Annotated in this window: 17 protein-coding genes; 8 read left to right on the forward strand and 9 right to left on the reverse strand. The window is 61.3% G+C overall.

Features of this window, described 5'->3' with window-relative positions; genetic code table 11:
- Positions 1–27: 27 nt before the first annotated feature.
- Both FX984_RS19625 and FX984_RS19630 read right to left on the reverse strand, forming a co-directional pair.
- Complete coding sequence (locus FX984_RS19625) at positions 28–702, reverse strand: methionine ABC transporter permease (protein WP_098480654.1); 675 nt, start codon at positions 700–702, stop codon at positions 28–30.
- Positions 702–1,709, reverse strand: a complete 1,008-nt coding sequence (locus tag FX984_RS19630) for a methionine ABC transporter ATP-binding protein (protein WP_146476872.1) — start codon at positions 1,707–1,709, stop codon at positions 702–704. The genes FX984_RS19625 and FX984_RS19630 overlap by 1 nt, the downstream gene beginning before the upstream one ends.
- Before the next feature lie 265 nt (positions 1,710–1,974).
- Here FX984_RS19630 and katE point away from each other — a divergent pair, with 265 nt between their 5' ends.
- Positions 1,975–4,116, forward strand: coding sequence for a catalase HPII (gene katE / locus FX984_RS19635; RefSeq protein WP_027608038.1), 2,142 nt, complete (start codon positions 1,975–1,977; stop codon positions 4,114–4,116).
- An 81-nt stretch (positions 4,117–4,197) separates the two neighbouring features.
- Here katE and FX984_RS19640 read toward each other — a convergent pair whose 3' ends face one another.
- From FX984_RS19640 to zur, 4 genes are read right to left on the reverse strand one after another with little or no spacing between them, the layout of a single operon-like run.
- A complete protein-coding gene (locus FX984_RS19640) occupies positions 4,198–4,917 on the reverse strand; it encodes a PA5502 family lipoprotein (RefSeq protein ID WP_027608037.1) in 720 nt (239 codons plus the stop codon).
- Positions 4,918–4,954: 37 nt separating this feature from the next.
- On the reverse strand, positions 4,955–5,743 hold the full coding sequence (gene znuB / locus FX984_RS19645; RefSeq protein ID WP_027608036.1) for a zinc ABC transporter permease subunit ZnuB: 789 nt from the start codon (positions 5,741–5,743) through the stop codon (positions 4,955–4,957).
- Positions 5,736–6,521, reverse strand: coding sequence for a zinc ABC transporter ATP-binding protein ZnuC (gene znuC / locus FX984_RS19650; RefSeq protein WP_146476871.1), 786 nt, complete (start codon positions 6,519–6,521; stop codon positions 5,736–5,738). Before znuC ends, znuB begins: the two co-directional genes overlap by 8 nt.
- On the reverse strand, positions 6,521–7,003 hold the full coding sequence (gene zur / locus FX984_RS19655; protein WP_026136513.1) for a zinc uptake transcriptional repressor Zur: 483 nt from the start codon (positions 7,001–7,003) through the stop codon (positions 6,521–6,523). The genes znuC and zur overlap by 1 nt, the downstream gene beginning before the upstream one ends.
- A gap of 58 nt (positions 7,004–7,061) precedes the next feature.
- Here zur and FX984_RS19660 point away from each other — a divergent pair, with 58 nt between their 5' ends.
- The gene (locus FX984_RS19660; protein ID WP_043293815.1) at positions 7,062–7,991 is read left to right on the forward strand and encodes a zinc ABC transporter substrate-binding protein; all 930 of its coding nucleotides are present in this window, start codon (positions 7,062–7,064) and stop codon (positions 7,989–7,991) included.
- A gap of 60 nt (positions 7,992–8,051) precedes the next feature.
- Here FX984_RS19660 and FX984_RS19665 read toward each other — a convergent pair whose 3' ends face one another.
- Positions 8,052–9,005 carry a homoserine kinase gene (locus FX984_RS19665; protein WP_027608033.1) on the reverse strand — a complete coding sequence of 318 codons (954 nt, stop codon included), beginning with the start codon at positions 9,003–9,005 and terminating at the stop codon, positions 8,052–8,054.
- A 56-nt stretch (positions 9,006–9,061) separates the two neighbouring features.
- Entirely contained in the window at positions 9,062–9,352 is a 291-nt protein-coding gene (locus tag FX984_RS19670; protein WP_027608032.1) for a DUF2782 domain-containing protein, read from the reverse strand.
- A gap of 74 nt (positions 9,353–9,426) precedes the next feature.
- Between FX984_RS19670 and polA the strand changes: the two genes are divergently transcribed.
- Positions 9,427–12,210 carry a DNA polymerase I gene (gene polA / locus FX984_RS19675; RefSeq protein ID WP_027608031.1) on the forward strand — a complete coding sequence of 928 codons (2,784 nt, stop codon included), beginning with the start codon at positions 9,427–9,429 and terminating at the stop codon, positions 12,208–12,210.
- Positions 12,211–12,479: 269 nt separating this feature from the next.
- On the opposite strand, the gene yihA is transcribed toward polA, so the two are convergent.
- Positions 12,480–13,121 carry a ribosome biogenesis GTP-binding protein YihA/YsxC gene (yihA, locus tag FX984_RS19680; protein ID WP_027608030.1) on the reverse strand — a complete coding sequence of 214 codons (642 nt, stop codon included), beginning with the start codon at positions 13,119–13,121 and terminating at the stop codon, positions 12,480–12,482.
- Positions 13,122–13,313: 192 nt separating this feature from the next.
- Here yihA and FX984_RS19685 point away from each other — a divergent pair, with 192 nt between their 5' ends.
- The 5 genes from FX984_RS19685 to FX984_RS19710 all read left to right on the forward strand — a co-directional run bounded on the left by FX984_RS19685 (position 13,314) and on the right by FX984_RS19710 (position 18,033).
- Entirely contained in the window at positions 13,314–13,616 is a 303-nt protein-coding gene (locus FX984_RS19685) for a c-type cytochrome (protein ID WP_027608029.1), read from the forward strand.
- 33 nt (positions 13,617–13,649) lie between these two features.
- Positions 13,650–14,276: a c-type cytochrome gene (locus FX984_RS19690; RefSeq protein WP_027608028.1), complete on the forward strand. Its 627-nt coding sequence runs from the start codon at positions 13,650–13,652 to the stop codon at positions 14,274–14,276.
- A gap of 169 nt (positions 14,277–14,445) precedes the next feature.
- On the forward strand, positions 14,446–15,081 hold the full coding sequence (gene dsbA, locus FX984_RS19700; protein ID WP_027608027.1) for a thiol:disulfide interchange protein DsbA: 636 nt from the start codon (positions 14,446–14,448) through the stop codon (positions 15,079–15,081).
- Positions 15,082–15,091: 10 nt separating this feature from the next.
- Positions 15,092–15,970, forward strand: coding sequence for an endonuclease/exonuclease/phosphatase family protein (locus FX984_RS19705; RefSeq protein ID WP_065937860.1), 879 nt, complete (start codon positions 15,092–15,094; stop codon positions 15,968–15,970).
- Positions 15,967–18,033: a GGDEF domain-containing protein gene (locus FX984_RS19710; RefSeq protein ID WP_146476870.1), complete on the forward strand. Its 2,067-nt coding sequence runs from the start codon at positions 15,967–15,969 to the stop codon at positions 18,031–18,033. Before FX984_RS19705 ends, FX984_RS19710 begins: the two co-directional genes overlap by 4 nt.
- Positions 18,034–18,099 lie beyond the last annotated feature (66 nt).

Raw genomic sequence — 18,099 nt, forward strand, 5'->3', positions numbered from 1 at the left:
GTGCCGGCTTTTGACCGGCAATGGCCGTTATTTTCGAGAAAAGTGCACCACCAGCTTGTCGCCGACGGTTTGCAGAATTTGCACCAGGATCAACAGCATTACCACGGTGACCACCATCACGTCGGTCTGGAAGCGCTGGTAACCGAACCGGATCGCCAGGTCACCCAGGCCGCCGGCGCCGACAACACCGGCCATGGCCGTGTAGGACACGAGGGTAATCGCCGTCACCGTTATCGCCGCGAAGATGCCGGGGCGTGCTTCGGGCAGCAGAGCGTTGATGATGATCTGGCGGGTGCTGGCGCCCATGGACTGGGTGGCCTCGATGATGCCGCGGTCCACTTCACGCAAGGCGGTTTCCACCAGGCGCGCGAAGAATGGCGTGGCCCCTACGACCAGCGGCGGGATCGCCCCCGCTACGCCCAGGGAGGTACCGGTGATCAGCACAGTGAACGGGATCATCACGATCAGCAGGATGATGAACGGCAGCGAGCGCAGGATGTTCACGATCAGCGACAGCAGCGCGTACAGGCCTTTTTGCTCGAACAGCTGGCGTGGGCTGGTCAGGAACAGCAGCACGCCCAAAGGCAGGCCCAATACCACGGTGAAGAACAGCGAACCGAACAGCATGATCATGGTGTCGCCGGTGGCGAGCCAGATTTCGGACCAGTCGATATTGGCGAAGAAACTCAAGAAAACGTCCATCAGCGCAGCACCTCCATGTGGACGTCTGCGGCGGTAAAGCGGGCAAAGGCCGCTTCCATGTCACCGCCGGTGACCGCAAGGGTCAGTTGCCCGTAGGGGATGTCTTTGATGCGGTCGATGCGGCCGGCGAGGATGCTGTAGTCCACCCCCGTTTCCCGGGCGACGGTGCCCAGCAGTGGCGCGTAGGTCGCTTCGCCCTGGAACGTCAGCCGTACGATGCGACCCGGTACATGGGCGAAGTCATCGCGCTGCTCGCCTTCATCGACCTGCTCGGCTTCCTGCACGAAGCGCTTGGTGGTCGGGTGCTTGGGGTGCAGGAACACGTCGGCCACCGAGCCTTGCTCGACGATCACGCCGGCATCCATCACGGCGACTTGGTCGCATACGCGGCGGATCACATCCATTTCATGGGTGATCAGCACGATGGTCAGTTTCAACTCGCGATTGATCTCGGCCAGCAGTTGCAGGACCGAGGCGGTGGTTTGCGGGTCGAGGGCGCTGGTGGCCTCGTCGCACAACAGGATTTTCGGCTTGGTCGCCAGGGCGCGGGCAATGCCGACGCGTTGCTTCTGGCCACCGGACAACTGCGCCGGGTACTTCCTGGCGTGGTCCGACAGGCCGACGCGGGCGAGTAGCTCGGCGACGCGTTGGTCGATGTCCTTGCGCGACAATTCGCCGGCCAGGGTCAGTGGCAGGGCCACGTTGTCGGCAACGGTCTTGGACGCCAGCAGGTTGAAGTGCTGGAAGATCATCCCGACCTGCTGGCGGAAACGGCGCAGGCCGTTGGCGTCCAGGGCGGTGACTTCTTCGCCGTCCACCGTGATCTGGCCGCCACTGGGTTCTTCCAGGCGGTTGATCAGGCGCAGCAGCGTGCTTTTACCTGCACCCGAGTGGCCGATCAGGCCAAACACCTGGCCGTTTTCGACGCACAGGCTGGTGGGGTACAGCGCGGGAATATCCTTACCGGCGACGCGGTAGGTTTTATGGACGTTTTGAAACTCGATCACGTAGCGAACCTTGTGGGGCGCATTGAAAAGGGATCAGCGGTTAGCCGGGCGCGCATTTTAGCCTGTCCGTATAGCGTTTCTTAGCATTTATTTCGCATTCAACCAGTGATTTGGCAATAACGCGATCAAAGGTCATAAAAAAGGAACGGCAGAAAACCGTGTCAGTCACTACTTAAGCAACTCGATTTCCCAGGTGCCGTGCCTGGGGTTTTGCTCAAACGAGCCGGGGACCGCTCTGGCCACTTTGAATAAGGAGTTTTGACTGATGAGTACCAAGAAGCCAGCCACCCCGTCGAAGAGTGAACTTGCAGGCACCGACACCCTGGACCGTGGCAACACCAACGCCAAGCTGCAGGCTCTGGAGGAATTCCGTTCCGATGCGACCGGCCAGGCCCTGCGTACCAACCAAGGCGTGAAGATCTCCGACAACCAGAACACCTTGAAAGTCGGTGCCCGCGGCCCCTCGCTGCTGGAAGACTTCATCATGCGTGAAAAAATCACGCACTTTGACCATGAGCGTATCCCCGAGCGCATCGTGCATGCCCGGGGCACCGGCGCCCATGGCTATTTCCAGACCTATGAAAACCATTCCGCGCTGAGCAAGGCAGGTTTCCTGCGTAACCCCGAGCATAAAACCCCGGTGTTCGTGCGTTTCTCCACCGTGCAGGGCCCGCGTGGTTCGGGCGATACGGTGCGTGACGTGCGCGGTTTCGCGGTGAAGTTCTTCACCGACGAGGGCAACTTCGACCTGGTCGGCAACAACATGCCGGTGTTTTTCATTCAGGATGCGATCAAGTTTCCCGACTTCGTGCATGCGGTAAAACCTGAGCCGCACAACGAAATTCCTACCGGCGGCTCGGCCCACGATACATTCTGGGATTTTGTTTCGTTGCAGCCGGAGTCGGCGCACATGGTGATCTGGGCGATGTCTGACCGCGCCATTCCAAAAAGCCTGCGTGCCATGCAGGGGTTTGGCATCCACACCTTCCGCTTGATCAATACCGAAGGTAAGTCGAGCTTTGTGAAGTTCCACTGGCACCCGAAGGTCGGCACCTGCTCCCTGGTGTGGGACGAAGCGCAAAAGCTGGCCGGTAAAGATACCGATTACCACCGTCGTGACCTGTGGGAGGCGATTGAAAGCGGCGACTACCCTGAGTGGGAGTTGGGTGTGCAGATCGTTGCGGAAGAAGACGAGCATAAGTTCGACTTTGACCTGCTCGATCCGACCAAGATCATCCCCGAGGAACTGGTGCCGATCACACCGCTGGGCAAGATGGTGCTGAACCGCAACCCGGATAACTTCTTTGCCGAAGTCGAGCAGGTCGCGTTTTGCCCGGGCCACATCGTGCCGGGTATCGACTTCACCAACGACCCGTTGCTGCAAGGTCGTCTGTTTTCCTACACGGATACGCAGATCAGCCGTCTCGGTGGGCCGAACTTCCATGAGCTGCCGATCAACCGGCCGGTAGTACCTTTCCACAACGGCCAGCGCGACGCCCAGCATCGCACCGTGATCGACAAGGGCCGTGCTGCTTACGAGCCGAACTCGATCGATGGCGGCTGGCCGAAAGAAACGCCACCGGCTGCCCAGGATGGCGGTTTCGAAACCTATTACGAGCGCGTCGATGCCAATAAGGTACGTGAGCGCAGTGAGTCATTTGGCGACCACTTCTCCCAGGCCGCGCTGTTTTTCCACAGCATGAGCCACCATGAGAAAGAGCACATTATCGCGGCCTACAGCTTCGAGTTGGGCAAGGTGGAGCGTGAGTTTATCCGCGCGCGGCAGGTCAACGAGATTCTGGCCAATATCGATCTGGAACTGGCCAAGCGCGTGGCGCAGAACCTTGGTCTGCCGGCGCCGACCAAAGGCACGGTAGCGCCGCGTGAGTCTTCGCTGAAAGAGTCGCCGGCATTGAGCCAGGTGAACCTGCTGTCCGGCGATATCAAGACGCGCAAAGTCGCGATTCTCGCGGCTGACGGTGTGGATGGCGCGGCTATCGATGCGCTGAAAAAAGCCCTGGCGGCAGAAGGTGCCCATGCCAAGTTGCTGGGGCCGACCTCGGCGCCGGTGAAGACGGCCGATGGCAAGAGCCTGCCGGTGGATGCGTCGATGGAAGGCATGCCGTCGATTGCGTTTGACGCCGTGTTTATCCCGGGCGGAAAAGAGTCGGTGAAAGCACTGAGCGGTGATGGTGTGGCGCTGCATTACGTTCTGGAAGCCTACAAACACCTGAAGGCGATTGCGGTTGCCAGTGACGCGAAGCCACTGCTGGATCTGCTGAAGCTGGAGACGGATGCGGGGTTGATCGTGGGGTCGGATGCTAAGGCGTTCAAGGCGTTTTTTGCCGCGATTGCACAGCATCGGGTTTGGGATCGTGAGCCGAAGGCTAAGGCGATTCCGGCTTAATTTATTGGTTGCTTGTTGGATCGCTATCGGGGGCAAGCCCCTCTCACAATTCAAATGTGAGAGGGGCTTGCCCCCGATGCGTTATTCCGCCTTGCGCGGAGTCAGCACAACCTGCGCCGGAATATGTTTCAGAATCTGCCGGTGAATCTTCAGGTCATACCCTGAATCAATACGCTTCACCCGTTTGGTCAGCAACGTGGCCAGCCACGGGTAATCCTGGGTGCGTGGCGCCTGGATCGTCACATCACACTGGTAATTCACCACATCGGTGGCAATCGCATCCAGCTGATGGCGCAGCGCTTCAATATCAGTGAGGTTCAGCGCCACGGTGGTGCTTGGCGCGGCCGGGTCGATGACCTTGGCAGCGGGCTTGGCTTCGGCGGCCTTGAGGGCCTCTTCGGCTTTATCCAGCTCGACTTTACGGGCGTGGGTGATGGCGCTGTTGACGCCACCGGTCAGCGCCGGCGCCTTGGGCATCAGCGCGCGGGCACGGCTCAAGGCGGTGGCGGCGGCGTTTACATCGCCTTTTTGCAGCACGATCTGGCTGCGCTGCAGGTAAGCCTCGGCCAATTGCCGTTGGTAGGGTTCCAGCGTCGGGTCATTGGGCGACTGGGCCTGCAGTGCGGCCAGTTGGTCTTCGGCGGTGGCCAGCTCACTGCTGGCCAGGTTTTGCTCCAGCTGCGCGATGGCCGCAGCACGCGGATCCGGGGCCTCTGGGGCGGCGGGCGGTGTGCTTTGACAGGCGCCCAGCAGCAGGGAAAACGCGGCAAGGAGCAGATAACGGGAGGTGAACAGCTTCATTCCTGCGACTCTCTATTTGCGCAAAAAGCGAGCAAGTCTACACCCCTCGACGGGGCAGGACAAAACTCAGCAGAAACAGGGCGGCCGCCGTGACTACAATCGACGGTCCGGCAGGCGTGTCCTTGAACCATGACAACGCCAGGCCCCCGCACACTGCCAGCATCCCCAACAGGCTGGCACCGATCGCCATCTGCTCCGGTGAGCGGGCGTGGCGCTGGGCGGCGGCGGCGGGAATGATCAACAGCGACGTGATCAACAATACGCCGACAATCTTCATCGCGACAGCGATCACCACGGCAATCAGCAGCATCAGGGCCATGCGCAACGCTGGTACGGGCAAACCTTCGACCCTGGCCAGTTCTTCATGCACCGTGATGGCCAGCAGTGGGCGCCACAGGGCGACCAATAGCACCAATACGGCGGCGCTGCCGCCGAGAATCCAGGCAAGATCGGTGGGGCTGATCGCCAGCAGGTCGCCGAACAGATAGGCCATCAGGTCGATGCGCACTTCATGCATAAAGCTCAGCACCACCAGGCCCAGGGACAGCGTGCTTGGCGCCAGGATGCCCAGCAGGGTGTCCGAGGCCAGTGGCTGGCGCTGTTGCAGGGTCACCAGCAGCACCGCCAGCAGCAGGCAGCCCACGGTCACGGCGATGGTCGGGCTCACATCCAGCAGGAAGCCCATGGCCACGCCCAGCAGCGCGGCGTGGGACAAGGTGTCGCCAAAGTACGCCATGCGCCGCCAGACCACGAACGAGCCCAGTGGGCCCGCCACCAGCGCCAGAGCCAAGCCTGCCAGCAGGGCGTAAAGCAGAAAATCAGCCATGCTTGCAGCTATCTCCATGAACGTGGGTGTGGGGCGTCGCGGGATCGTCAACGACAGCACCATGCAGGTCATGGGCGTGATCGTGATGGTGGTGATAGATCGCCAGGCTCTGGGCGTTTTTGCCGAACAGTTCGACGAACGCCGGGTCGCTGCTGACTTGTTCCGGGTGGCCCGAGCAGCACACGTGGCGGTTGAGGCATACCACCTGGTCGGTGGTGCTCATCACCAGGTGCAAGTCATGGGAGACCATCAGCACGCCGCAGCCATGGCGGTCGCGCAGGCGGGTAATCAGGCTGTACAGCTCGGCCTGGCCGGCGACGTCGACGCCCTGCACGGGTTCATCCAGCACCAGCAACTCGGGCTCGCGCAACAGGGCGCGGGCCAGCAGCACACGCTGCATTTCGCCGCCGGAGATGCTTTGCACCGGGCTGTCGATGACCTGCTCGGCACCGACTTCCTTGAGGGCGGCCTGCGCGCGGGCGCGGTCCACGCCGGGCACCAGGCGCAAAAACCGCAGTACGGACAAGGGCAAGGTTGGATCAACGTGCAGCTTTTGCGGCATGTAGCCCACGCGCAGCCTGGGCTTGCGCCACACGCTGCCGGTGTCGGGCTTGAGCAGGCCGAGTACGGCGCGCACCAGGGTGGTCTTGCCGGCGCCATTGGGGCCGATCAGGGTGACGATCTGCCCCGGCTCGACGCTCAACGCGATGTTGTCCAGCACGTTTTGCCCGGCAAACGTGACGCCGACCTGCTCCAGGCGAATTAACACATTGCTCATCAAGCCCCCTGGCAGCCCGAGCACAGGCCGACCACTTCGACCGTCTGCCCTTCGACCCGGAAGCCTACGTCGGCGGAGCTCTTGATGATGGCGTCGCTGATGCTCTTTTGTTCAAGCTCGATGGCGGCGTGGCACTCGCGGCAGATCAGGAACTGGCCCTGATGCGCGTGTTCCGGGTGGTTGCAGCCGACAAAGGCGTTGAGCGAGGCAATGCGGTGCACCAGGCCGTTTTCCAGCAGGAAATCCAGCGCGCGGTACACGGTCGGCGGCGCGGCCCGGCGGCCGTCCTGCTCGCTGAGCACGCCCAGGATGTCGTAGGCACCCAGGGGCTTGTGGCTCTGCCAGACGAGTTCCAGCACCCGGCGACGCAGGGCGGTCAGGCGCAAGCCTTTCTGTGCGCACAGGGTGTCGGCCTCCGACAGCGCGGTATGCACGCAGTGAGAGTGGTCGTGTGGACGGCTGGCAAGCGGTGTTTTAGGCATGAGCGGCGACAGATATTTGATAGAGACGTTATTATGTTACCCGTTCCTACGTCATTGAGTGGTCATCGTGTCCCGACTTTTTCCCGTTTTTGTCGTATTTGTCACCAGTTTGTTCCTCGCTGGGGCCGCTCAGGCCGAGGTCAAGGTGCTCACGAGCATCAAGCCATTGCAGTTGATTGCCGCTGCCGTGCAGGACGGTGTGGCGGTTCCGGAGGTGTTGCTGCCGCCGGGTGCATCGCCCCATAACTTCGCCTTGCGCCCATCCGACGTACGGCGTGTGCAGTCGGTCGATCTGCTGTATTGGATCGGGCCGGACATGGAGGGCTTCCTGCCTCGCGTGCTCAAGGGGCGTACCGCACCGACCGTAGCGGTTCAAGACCTGCCCGGGCTGAAATTGCGTCGGTTCGCCGAAGATAGCCATTCCCACGCCGACGATGCCGACGAACATGACCATGATCACCGCCCGGGGAGCCTGGATGCGCACCTTTGGCTGTCCACGGTGAACGCTCGGGTGATCGCAGCGCGCATGGCCGCTGACCTCAGTGCTGCCGACCCCGTGAACGCCGCGCGTTATCAGAGCAATGCCAAGGCTTTCGACGAGCGCCTTGATGCACTGGATGCGCGCCTGAAAAAACGCCTGGCGAGCATCGGTGACAAACCTTACTTCGTGTTCCACGAAGCCTTTGATTACTTCGAAGACGCCTACGGGCTCAAGCACACTGGCGTGTTCAGCGTTGCTGCCGAAGTGCAGCCTGGCGCCCAGCATGTGGCGGCGATGCGTACGCGTTTGCAGGAAGTGGGCAAGACCTGTGTGTTCAGTGAGCCGCCGTTGCGTCCGCGTTTGGCCGAAACCCTGGTGGCAGGTTTGCCGGTGAAGCTGGCGGAATTGGATGCGCTGGGCGGCTACACCCCGGCCACGGCCCAGGGTTACGAACAGGTGCTGGAGAAGTTGGGGAACGACTTGGCAGGGTGCCTGGAGTCGTTATAAGCCGCAGCGCAGATCAAATGTGGGAGGGGGCTTGCTCCCACATTTTGACCGAGTTGGTCCTTAGAGCGCGAATGGCAGGTGGACGCTGACCTGCTGACGCTGCGTCAACCGATGCTCGAACTCGGCGGGATCGTGGATCAACACATCCTGCCCGGCAAACGATTCAGCGGCGATCAGGCGCGACAGCCAGAACCGCACGCACGCCACCCGCAGCATGGTCGGCCATAGCTCGGCCTCCTTGGCCGTGAACGGCCGCAGGCCCGCGTAGGCACCCAGCAGCGCACGGGCGCGCGGGCCATCAATCACGCCATCGGCGTCCGAACACCAGTCATTCAGGGCGATCGCCACGTCGTACAGCATCGGGCCCGAGCAGGCATTGTAGAAGTCGATCAGACCCGTCAGGTGCGTGCCCTCGAACATCGCGTTGTCACGGAACAGGTCGGCGTGCACGTTGGCGCGTGGCAGGGCGAGGATCTCGGCCTTATGGGCCTCGATTTCAGTCAATGCTGCTTGCAGCAGGCTTTGCTGCGCATCGTCCAGGTGCGAAATCAGCTGCGCACCTTCGCTGAGCATCCAATCCAGCCCGCGATCGGTCTTGCGCTCCAGCACCTTCTCGCCCTGCGTCGCCAAGTGCAGATGGCCGAGCAGGTCGCCGACCTGGGCGCAATGCTGTGGGTTGGCCTCCTTGATGTGTTTGCCGGCCAGGCGCGGTTGCAGCAGTGCCGGTTTGCCGGCCAATTCGCGCAGGGCCACGCCATCGGTGGTGCGCAGAGCGTAGGGCACCGGCAGGTCGGCGTCGTGGAGCACGTCGAGCAGTTCGATGAAGAACGGCATTTCCTGCACGGGGCCGCGCTCAACCAGGGTCAGGACGTACTCGCCCTGTTCCAGGCTGATAAAGAAATTGGTGTTTTCGCTACCAGCGGCAATCCCCTGGAAGTCAAGCAGGCGGCCGAGCCCGTAGGGGGCGAGAAAGGTTTCCAGCTCGGGCCGAGCCAGGGGGGTGAACACAGACATGGTTAAAACTGCCAGTACGGGCGCCGCGGTGCGCGGCGCCAATTGAAGTTAAGAAATCATTTCCATTCGAAGATCTTCCATGACGGGATCAGCATATCCGGCTGGTCAGAGCGGATGAAGTTCGCGTCGGTTCCGTCTGCGCGTACCAGGAAATACGGCGGTGCGCCTTTTACGGTCACCTTGATTGCATACAGGAAACCGTTTTGACGGTACTCCTGGATGGTCCGGTCGCCTTCCGTGCGAATGGTCACTTCCGGATCACCCGAAGGCGCGCCGTCTGCCGCCATGGCAGCCATCGGAGCGAGTGCAATCAGGCCGGTCAACAGCAGGCGATTGAATGTACGCATGATAACCTTGTCCCTTTGTTTTCATTGGTCCGGCTATTCTAGCGCCTGACCCGCCGAAAAGGTTGATCCTGCTCATGAGCCAAGCCCCCCTCGTCCTGGTGGACGGTTCGTCTTACCTGTACCGCGCGTTCCACGCGCTGCCACCGCTGACCACCTCCAAAGGCCTGCCGACCGGTGCGGTCAAGGGCGTGTTGAACATGCTCAAAAGCCTGCGCAAGCAGTACCCGGACAGCCCGTTCGCGGTAGTGTTCGACGCCAAGGGTGGGACGTTTCGCGATGACATGTACGCCGAATACAAGGCCAACCGCCCAAGCATGCCCGATGACATGCGCGTGCAAATCGAGCCCCTGCACCAGAGCGTGATCGCCCTGGGCTTCCCTTTGCTGTGCGTCGAAGGCGTCGAGGCCGATGACGTGATCGGCACCCTGGCCCGCAGCAGTGCCGCCGCTGACCGTCCGGTGGTGATCTCCACCGGCGATAAGGACATGGCGCAGTTGGTCGACGGGCACATTACCCTGGTCAACACCATGACCGGTAGCTCGATGGACATCGAGGGCGTAAAGGAGAAATTTGGCGTCGCTCCGGAGCAGATCATCGACTATCTGGCGTTGATGGGCGATTCGTCCGACAACATCCCGGGCGTTCCGGGCATTGGTCCGAAGACCGCTTCCGGCTTGCTGGTGGGGGTGAACGGCGGCCTCAAAGAACTTTATGAGCAGTTGGATATTGTGCCGAGCCTGCCGATCCGGGGTGCCAAGACGCTGCCGGCGAAGCTGGAAGAGCATAAGGAGATGGCATTCCTCTCCTATCAGTTGGCGACGATCAAGATCGATGTGCCGCTGGACGTGGGTCTGGACGATTTGCACCTGATTGAACCGGATCGCGAAAAGTTGCTGGAGCTTTACACCCTGCTGGAGTTCAAGAGCTGGTTCGATGAGATTCAGCGCGATGCCAAGCGAGTGGAGCTCAAGGCCGCGCCTGTTGCCGAAGAGGTTATTGAAGCTACTCCTGCGGCACCCGCAGAAACGACCTACACCACGATCCTCGACCAAGCCACATTCGATGTCTGGCTGAAGAAACTCAACGACGCGACGTTGTTCGCTTTCGACACCGAAACCACCGGGATCGACGCTCAACAGGCGCAACTGGTGGGGGTTTCCTTCGCCGTGCAGCCCCATGAAGCCGCCTACATCCCGCTGACCCATTCCTACATCGGTGCGCCGCAGCAGCTGGATCGCGACACCGTGCTGCTGGCCTTGAAGCCATTATTGGAAGACCCGAGCAAGCTCAAGGTCGGCCAGCACGCCAAGTTCGACATGAATATCCTGGCCAACTGTGCCATTGGCGGCGACCCGGCGAATGGCATCAGCGTGCGCGGTATCGCGTTCGACACCATGCTTGAATCCTACGTGTTGAATTCCACTGCGACCCGCCATGACATGGACAGCCTGGCCAAGAAGTACCTGGACTACGACACCGTCAGTTTCCAGGACATCGCCGGCAAAGGCGCCAAGCAGCTCACCTTCGACCAGATCCCGCTCGAACAGGCTGGCCCCTATGCCGCCGAGGATGCCGACGTGACGCTGCGCCTGCATCAGGCACTGTACGCACAGCTCACCGCCATACCGAGCCTGGCAAGTGTGTTGACGGACATCGAAATCCCCCTGGTACCGGTGCTGGCGCGTATCGAACGCCAGGGCGCGCTGGTGGATGCGCAGCTGCTCGGTGTCCAGAGCATCGAGCTGGGCAACAAGATGGTCGAACTGGAGCGCCAGGCGTTCGAGATCGCCGGCGAAGCATTCAACCTGGGTTCGCCCAAGCAGCTCGGCGCGATTCTCTACGAGAAACTCGGCCTGCCGGTGCTGAAAAAGACGGGCAAGGGCCAGGCATCCACGGCAGAGGAAGTGCTGGCCAAGCTGGCCGAAGATGACTATCCGCTGCCCAAGGTACTGATGCAGTACCGCAGCATGAGCAAGCTGAAAAGCACTTACACCGACCGCTTGCCGGAGCAGATCAACCCGCGGACCGGGCGTGTTCACACCTCTTACCATCAGGCGGTGGCGGCGACCGGGCGGCTGTCTTCCAGCGACCCGAACCTGCAGAACATCCCGGTGCGCACCGCCGAAGGGCGACGCATCCGCCAGGCATTTGTCGCGCCCAAGGGCTACAAACTGCTGGCAGCGGACTATTCGCAGATCGAACTGCGGATCATGGCGCACCTGTCCAAGGACGAGGGGCTGATGAATGCGTTCCGTAACGACCTGGATGTGCATACCGCCACGGCGGCCGAGGTGTTCAAGGTCGAATTGGCTGAGGTCACCTCCAATCAGCGTCGCAGTGCCAAGGCGATCAACTTTGGCCTGATCTACGGCATGGGGGCACAGAAGCTCGGCAAGGACATCGGTGTCGATACCAAGACCGCCAAGGCTTACATCGATGTGTACTTCGCCCGCTACCCAGGCGTTCGCGAGTACATGGAGCGCACCCGCGCCCAGGCTGCCGATCAAGGCTACGTGGAAACCTTCTTCGGACGTCGGCTGTATTTGCCGGATATCAACTCCAACAAGCCCCAGGAGCGCGCGGCCGCAGAACGCACGGCGATCAACGCGCCGATGCAGGGCACGGCGGCGGATATCATCAAGAAAGCCATGGTGCTGGTGGATAGCTGGCTGACCGCGTCGGGCCTGGATGCCAAGGTGATCCTGCAGGTACACGATGAATTGGTGCTGGAGGTGCGTGAGGATCTGGTGGCCGAGGTCAGCGAGAAGATTCGCGAGCACATGAGTGCGGCGGCGCAGTTGGATGTGCCGTTGGTGGTGGACGTTGGCGTAGGCGACAACTGGGACGAAGCGCACTGATTTCGCGGCATCGCCACCACCGAGCGTGGTGGCGGAATGCTTTAGATCGGAAATCCGCTTCAGTTATTTCCAATAGTTTTTTGGACCTGCCGGAACTTAACCTGTGAACTGCTACTCAGAGTTACTGAATGGGTGGTGAAGCCCTTCAATGCTCCTATGTTGTGTTAAGTGTTGGCAGATATCCGGACCCCGCCCTAGCGGTCCGGTACTTGAACCCCGAACTTCCCCTCCCCATACGAAGTCCGGGGTTTTTTTTGCCCGCAGAAAAGTTACTCGGCGAGTTCCGCGCCTTTGTCAGCCAACTCCATCCAGCCGGCCAGCACGGTATAGGCATCTTCCAGGCCCATGCGCTTGGGGGCCGAGAACAGCTGGATTGTGATTGTGTCACCCCAACCCTTGCGGATTTCGGACTGCACTTTAAGCAGGGTGTTCTTGGCGGCGCCGTAGGTGAGCTTGTCGGCCTTGGTCAGCAGGATATGCATCGGCATGCCGCTGGCGACCGCCCAATCCAGCATCAGCAGGTCGAAGTCGGTCATTGGATGACGGATATCCATCATCAGGATCAACCCCTTCAAACTCTCCCTGCCACCCAGGTAAGCCTCCAAGTGACGCTGCCAGTGCAGCTTCAGCGGGATAGGTACTTTTGCATAACCGTAGCCCGGCAGGTCGACCAGACGCCGATCATCGTCTAGCTTGAAGAAGTTGAGTAACTGCGTGCGGCCCGGGGTTTTAGAGGTGCGCGCGAGGCTGGCGTGGGTCAGGGTGTTCAGTGCGCTGGATTTACCGGCGTTGGAGCGACCGGCAAAGGCGACTTCAAAGCCTTCGTCATCGGGGCATTGGTCAACTTTGGCGGCGCTGAGCATGAAGGTGGACTGTTGGCACAGGCCGAGGATGGGGTTCTTGAGTTGCATGAGATTTCCGATGTGGGCGGTGCCGAAAAAGGGTGCGGCAAGCGGTGTCGTTTCCGTTTCAGTAGCGCCAGTATATAATGCCGCAGATTTTGTGTGTGCTTTGTCCCAGCGAAGGATGAAGTTCACGGGAGCGATAGACCTTTATTGCGCATTAGAACGCAAAACGCTCTCAAACCCTGAAAAGGTCGATGTATGACCCGATGGTTGCTCGCTTTCGGTGCCCTGGTTCCGCTGTATGGCGCTCAGGCTACACAGGATCCGGAAGCGGTGTACAACCGAGTTTGCGTGGCTTGCCATGCCGGCCAACTGCCGAACGCCCCGAAACGGGGTGACCAGGCAGCCTGGGCGCCAAGACTGGCGCAGGGCATGGACACGCTGGTGCAACACGTGACCCAGGGTTTCAAGGCAATGCCGCCGCGTGGTTTGTGCATGGACTGCAGTACCGAGGATTACCAGGCCATCATTGAGTTGATGGTGAGTAAACCCGGTAGATAACTCTTAAACCCTTAGCCGTAGTTGGATTAGCTGATGAACAAACTGATCGTGAGTCTGCTGTTGACCTTGGGCATCACCGGTGTTGCCGTCGCCGCAGAGGGCCCCCTTAAAGGTGATGCCACTGCCGGTCAAGCGAAAGCCGCCGTATGTGGTGCCTGCCATGGGCCGGATGGTAACAGCCCGGCACCGAACTTCCCCAAATTGGCCGGCCAGGGTGAGCGTTACCTGACCAAGCAGATGCACGACATCAAGGATGGCAAGCGCACGGTCCTGGAAATGACCGGCCTGCTGACCAACCTCAGTGACCAGGACCTGGCGGATATCGCGGCGTATTTTGCCAGCCAGAAAGGCAGTGTGGGAGCTGCTGATCCGAAACTGGTGGCCCGTGGTGAGAAACTGTTCCGCGGCGGTGACCTGGATAAAGGCCTGCCTGCCTGCACCGGTTGCCACTCGCCCAATGGCGCGGGCATAGCCGCCGCCGGCTTCCCGCACCTGAGCGGCCAGCACGCCACTTACATTGCCAAGCAACTGACCGATTTCCGTAAGGAAGAGGCAGGGCGAGCCAATGATGGCGACGCGGCAATCATGCGCACCATCGCCCGCAAGCTGAGTGACGAGGACATTGCCGCCGTCTCCAGCTACATCCAGGGCCTGCACTAAGTGCCCCGGCAACGTTAACGCTCGATTAATCCATCGATGCAAGCATAAAAAGGGTGGCTTAGGCCGCCCTTTTTTGTGGCCGCTGCCGTTACACTAACGAACTCATGCCCGCGTAGACCTGTCACAACAAAGGTCGCGTGAGGCGACTTTATTTGTCCAGGAGTAAAGCATGCGTAATCTGATCCTCAGCGCCGCTCTCGTCACTGCCAGCCTTTTCGGCATGACCGCGCAAGCTGCCGATGTGCCGCTTGAAGCCGGTAAAACCTACGTTGAATTGGCCAACCCAGTGCCGGTTTCGGTACCGGGCAAGATCGAGGTGGTGGAGCTGTTCTGGTACGGCTGCCCGCATTGCTACGCTTTTGAGCCGGTCATCAATCCTTGGGTCGAGAAGCTGCCCAAGGACGTGAACTTCAAGCGCATCCCCGCCATGTTCGGCGGCCCATGGGATGCACACGGCCAACTGTTCCTGACCCTGGAAGCCATGGGGGTGGAGCACAAGGTCCACAACGCGGTATTCGACGCCATCCAGAAACAAGGCAAGCGCCTGACCAAGCCGGACGAAATGGCTGACTTCATTGCTACCCAAGGCGTCGACAAGGACAAGTTCCTGGCCACCTTCAACTCCTTCGCGATCCAGGGCCAGATCAAGCAGGCCAAGGAGCTGGCGCAGAAGTACGGCGTGCAAGGCGTACCAACCATGATTGTCAACGGCAAGTACCGTTTCGACCTGGGCACTACCGGTGGTCCTGAAGCGACCCTCAACGTTGCCGACCAGTTGATCGCCAAAGAACGCGCAGCCAAGTAAGGGGCTCCTCATGCGCCGCTGGGGTACTGAACGTGTGGTTGGCCTGCGTGAACCGCAGGTCAACGAACATCACCTGGAGTCCACAGGTTTGCCGGCAGACAACCGCCTGCGCCTGCTCAGCTTCAATATCCAGGTGGGCAACAGCACCGAGAAGTACCGGCACTACCTCACCCGGGGCTGGCAGCATTTGCTGCCCCACAACGGCCGGGCCGGTAACCTGCAGAAGATCGGCGACCTGTTGAATGATTTCGACCTGGTCGCCCTGCAGGAAGCCGACGGTGGCAGCATGCGTTCCGGCTATATCAATCAGGTCGAACACCTGGCGCACCTCGGGGCCTTCCCGTACTGGTACCAGCAGCTCAATCGCAACCTCGGACGCCTGGCGCAGCACAGTAATGGTGTGCTCAGTCGTTTGAAGCCCACCTCCATCGAAGATCACCCATTGCCGGGCCCCAAGGGGCGCGGGGCGATTCTCGTGCGGTTTGGCGAAGGGCCTGAGGCCTTGGTGGTGGTGATGATGCACCTGGCGCTCGGGGGGCGTACGCGCAACCTGCAGTTAGCCTACGTGCGCGACCTGATTGGCAACTACAAGCATCAGGTGTTGATGGGTGACATGAACACCCATGCGAACGACCTCCTGCTGAATTCCCCGTTGCGTGACCTCGGACTACTGGCGCCGCAAGTCGAAGCCACGTTCCCCAGCTGGCGCCCGCAACGCTGTCTTGACCATATCCTGCTCAGCCCGAGCCTCACACTCGAGAGTGTGCAGGTACTGGCGCAGCCCATCTCCGATCACCTGCCGGTCGCGGTAGAGATTCGTCTGCCGGGTTCGCTCACGGCTGATGCATTGCCCGCGTTGAGCCCCGGCCCTCGCGGACCCCTTGCATGAGCGACGACGCCCAGCGCTGGAAAGAAAAATACCTGTTAAGCATCGAGCAACAAGAAAAGCTCGAACGCCGTTGGGCTGCCCGCCTCGACCTGCTGCGTCGTGGGCTGGTGCGCAGCACACTGGCGGCAGAAGGCACCGACCGCGCGGTTGACCAGTGCATGAAGGAAATGCGCGACGTCGTGCGTACCGACGACATGGACGCCGCCCTCGCCGCCTTGCTGCCGCGCCTGGAGAAGGCGGTACTGGATTCGGAGCAGCGCCGCGAAACCCGGATCGACCAGATGAGCACCGCACTGACCTCCCTGGTCACGCAGTTGCAAAAGCTGCCGCTGCCCCGTGAGGTCGCCCGTCCGCTGAAAACCTTTGCCAAGCAGTTGGATGGCCGCGTCAGTCAGGCGCGCGAGATTCCCTTATTGCTCAGCGAGTTGAGCAGCCTGCAAGGGCAGGCGCTGGATAACCTGGAGCCGGACGGTGAAACCGTGCGTCCCGGGCCGGGTTTGTTGCAACGCCTGTTTGGGGCCAAGGACGCTTCGAGCGAGGCGCCGGCCAGCGAGCCCATCCCCAGTCCGCCGCCGGCCCCTGTTGCCCCCAAGCCCGCCGCCGAGCCCCAGGAGCCCGAGCAGTCCGACGAGTTGACGCAAGCGTTGCGGGCCTTTGCGCCGCCGCCTCAGGCGCCGCTTGCCGCGCAGCCCGAAGCCGCAGCGCCCGCCAAGGCCGCCGATGTCGCCAGTGAAAAGTTTGTGTACGAGGCGCCTGCCCAAAGGGCCGCAGTAGCTGCGGCTGTCGACGTATCTCCAGCACCTGTCGAGCCCTGGGAGCCTGAGCCGCAGTTGCAAGAGCCCGCCACCGAAAGCGCGCTCGCCGCCTTTATCGAAACGCCGCAGGTTGCCGTCGAGGCGCCGCAGGAGACGGTGATCGGCAGCCTCTCGTTCCCTCCGGTTCTTGACGTCGAAGAACCGGACCCCGACGAACTTCAATCGGATGGCCTCTACTCCCTGCCGGATTCACCGGAGCCATCGTACAGCTCCGTGGCCAAGCACATCGAAGATACCCTGATCGGCCTGCTGGAGGAGCTGGCCCTGCCCGAGCGCCATCGGCCCCAGGCCGAAGCCATGCGTGAACGCTTGGCCCACGGCTTGAATTGGTACGAATTGCTGCCGATCCTCGATGACCTGGCGGTGCTGATGCTGGCGATCACCGACAGCGGCCAGCACGAGTTTGAGGCTTACCTCAAACAGCTCAACGAACGCCTTGAAGCCTTCCAGGGCCATCTGCAGGTGGCCAGCGACGGCCATGCCGACAGCCGCTCCGCTGCCAGGGAGCTGGACACGCAGATTCGCGAACAGGTCGACGGCCTGCAAAGCAGTGTCCAGGAAGCCGCGGACCTGGACAGTCTCAAACAGGTGCTCGAAAGCCATCTGGAGGGTTTGCTCGGGACCATGGACGAGCACCAGCAACAACGTGACCAGCGCGAGCAGGAAGTGGCGGCGCGCCTGAAAGGCCTGGCCGAGCGGGTCGCCAATATGGAGCAGGAAGCCCAGGGTTACCGTGAGCACCTGGAGGTGCAACGCCAGAAGGCCCTGGTCGATCCGCTCACCGGTTTGCCTAACCGTGCGGCCTGGAGCGAGCGTCTGGACCATGAGGTCAATGCCTGGCACCAGCGTGGCAATAGCCTGTCGCTGGCGATGTTGGACCTGGATCACTTCAAGCGCATCAACGATGGCTATGGCCATCTGGCGGGTGACAAGGTGCTGAAAATCATCGCCAACGTCCTGCGCAAGCGCCTGCGCCCCAATGACTTTATAGCGCGGTTTGGCGGTGAGGAGTTTGTGTTGCTGATGCCTGACTCGTCCCTCTCGGACGCCCTGGCAGTGGGGGAAGTACTGCGTGCCGCGATTGCCGCCTGCCCGTTCCACTTCAAGGGCGAGCCGGTGACGATTACCGTGTCCATGGGCGTGGCGCAACTGCAGCCGGGTGAGCGCAGCGAGCTGGCGCTCAAGCGAGCCGACGAGGCGTTGTATCGGGCCAAGGCGGCTGGGCGTAATCAGGTGCAGGCCGCGTAAAAGGCGTTCCATCGTGTAATTTGACCGCTGGCCACAAACGGTACGTTACACTGTTGCATTATCGTC

Source organism: Pseudomonas marginalis, from assembly GCF_008692035.1.
Taxonomy (GTDB): Bacteria; Pseudomonadota; Gammaproteobacteria; order Pseudomonadales; family Pseudomonadaceae; genus Aquipseudomonas; species Aquipseudomonas marginalis.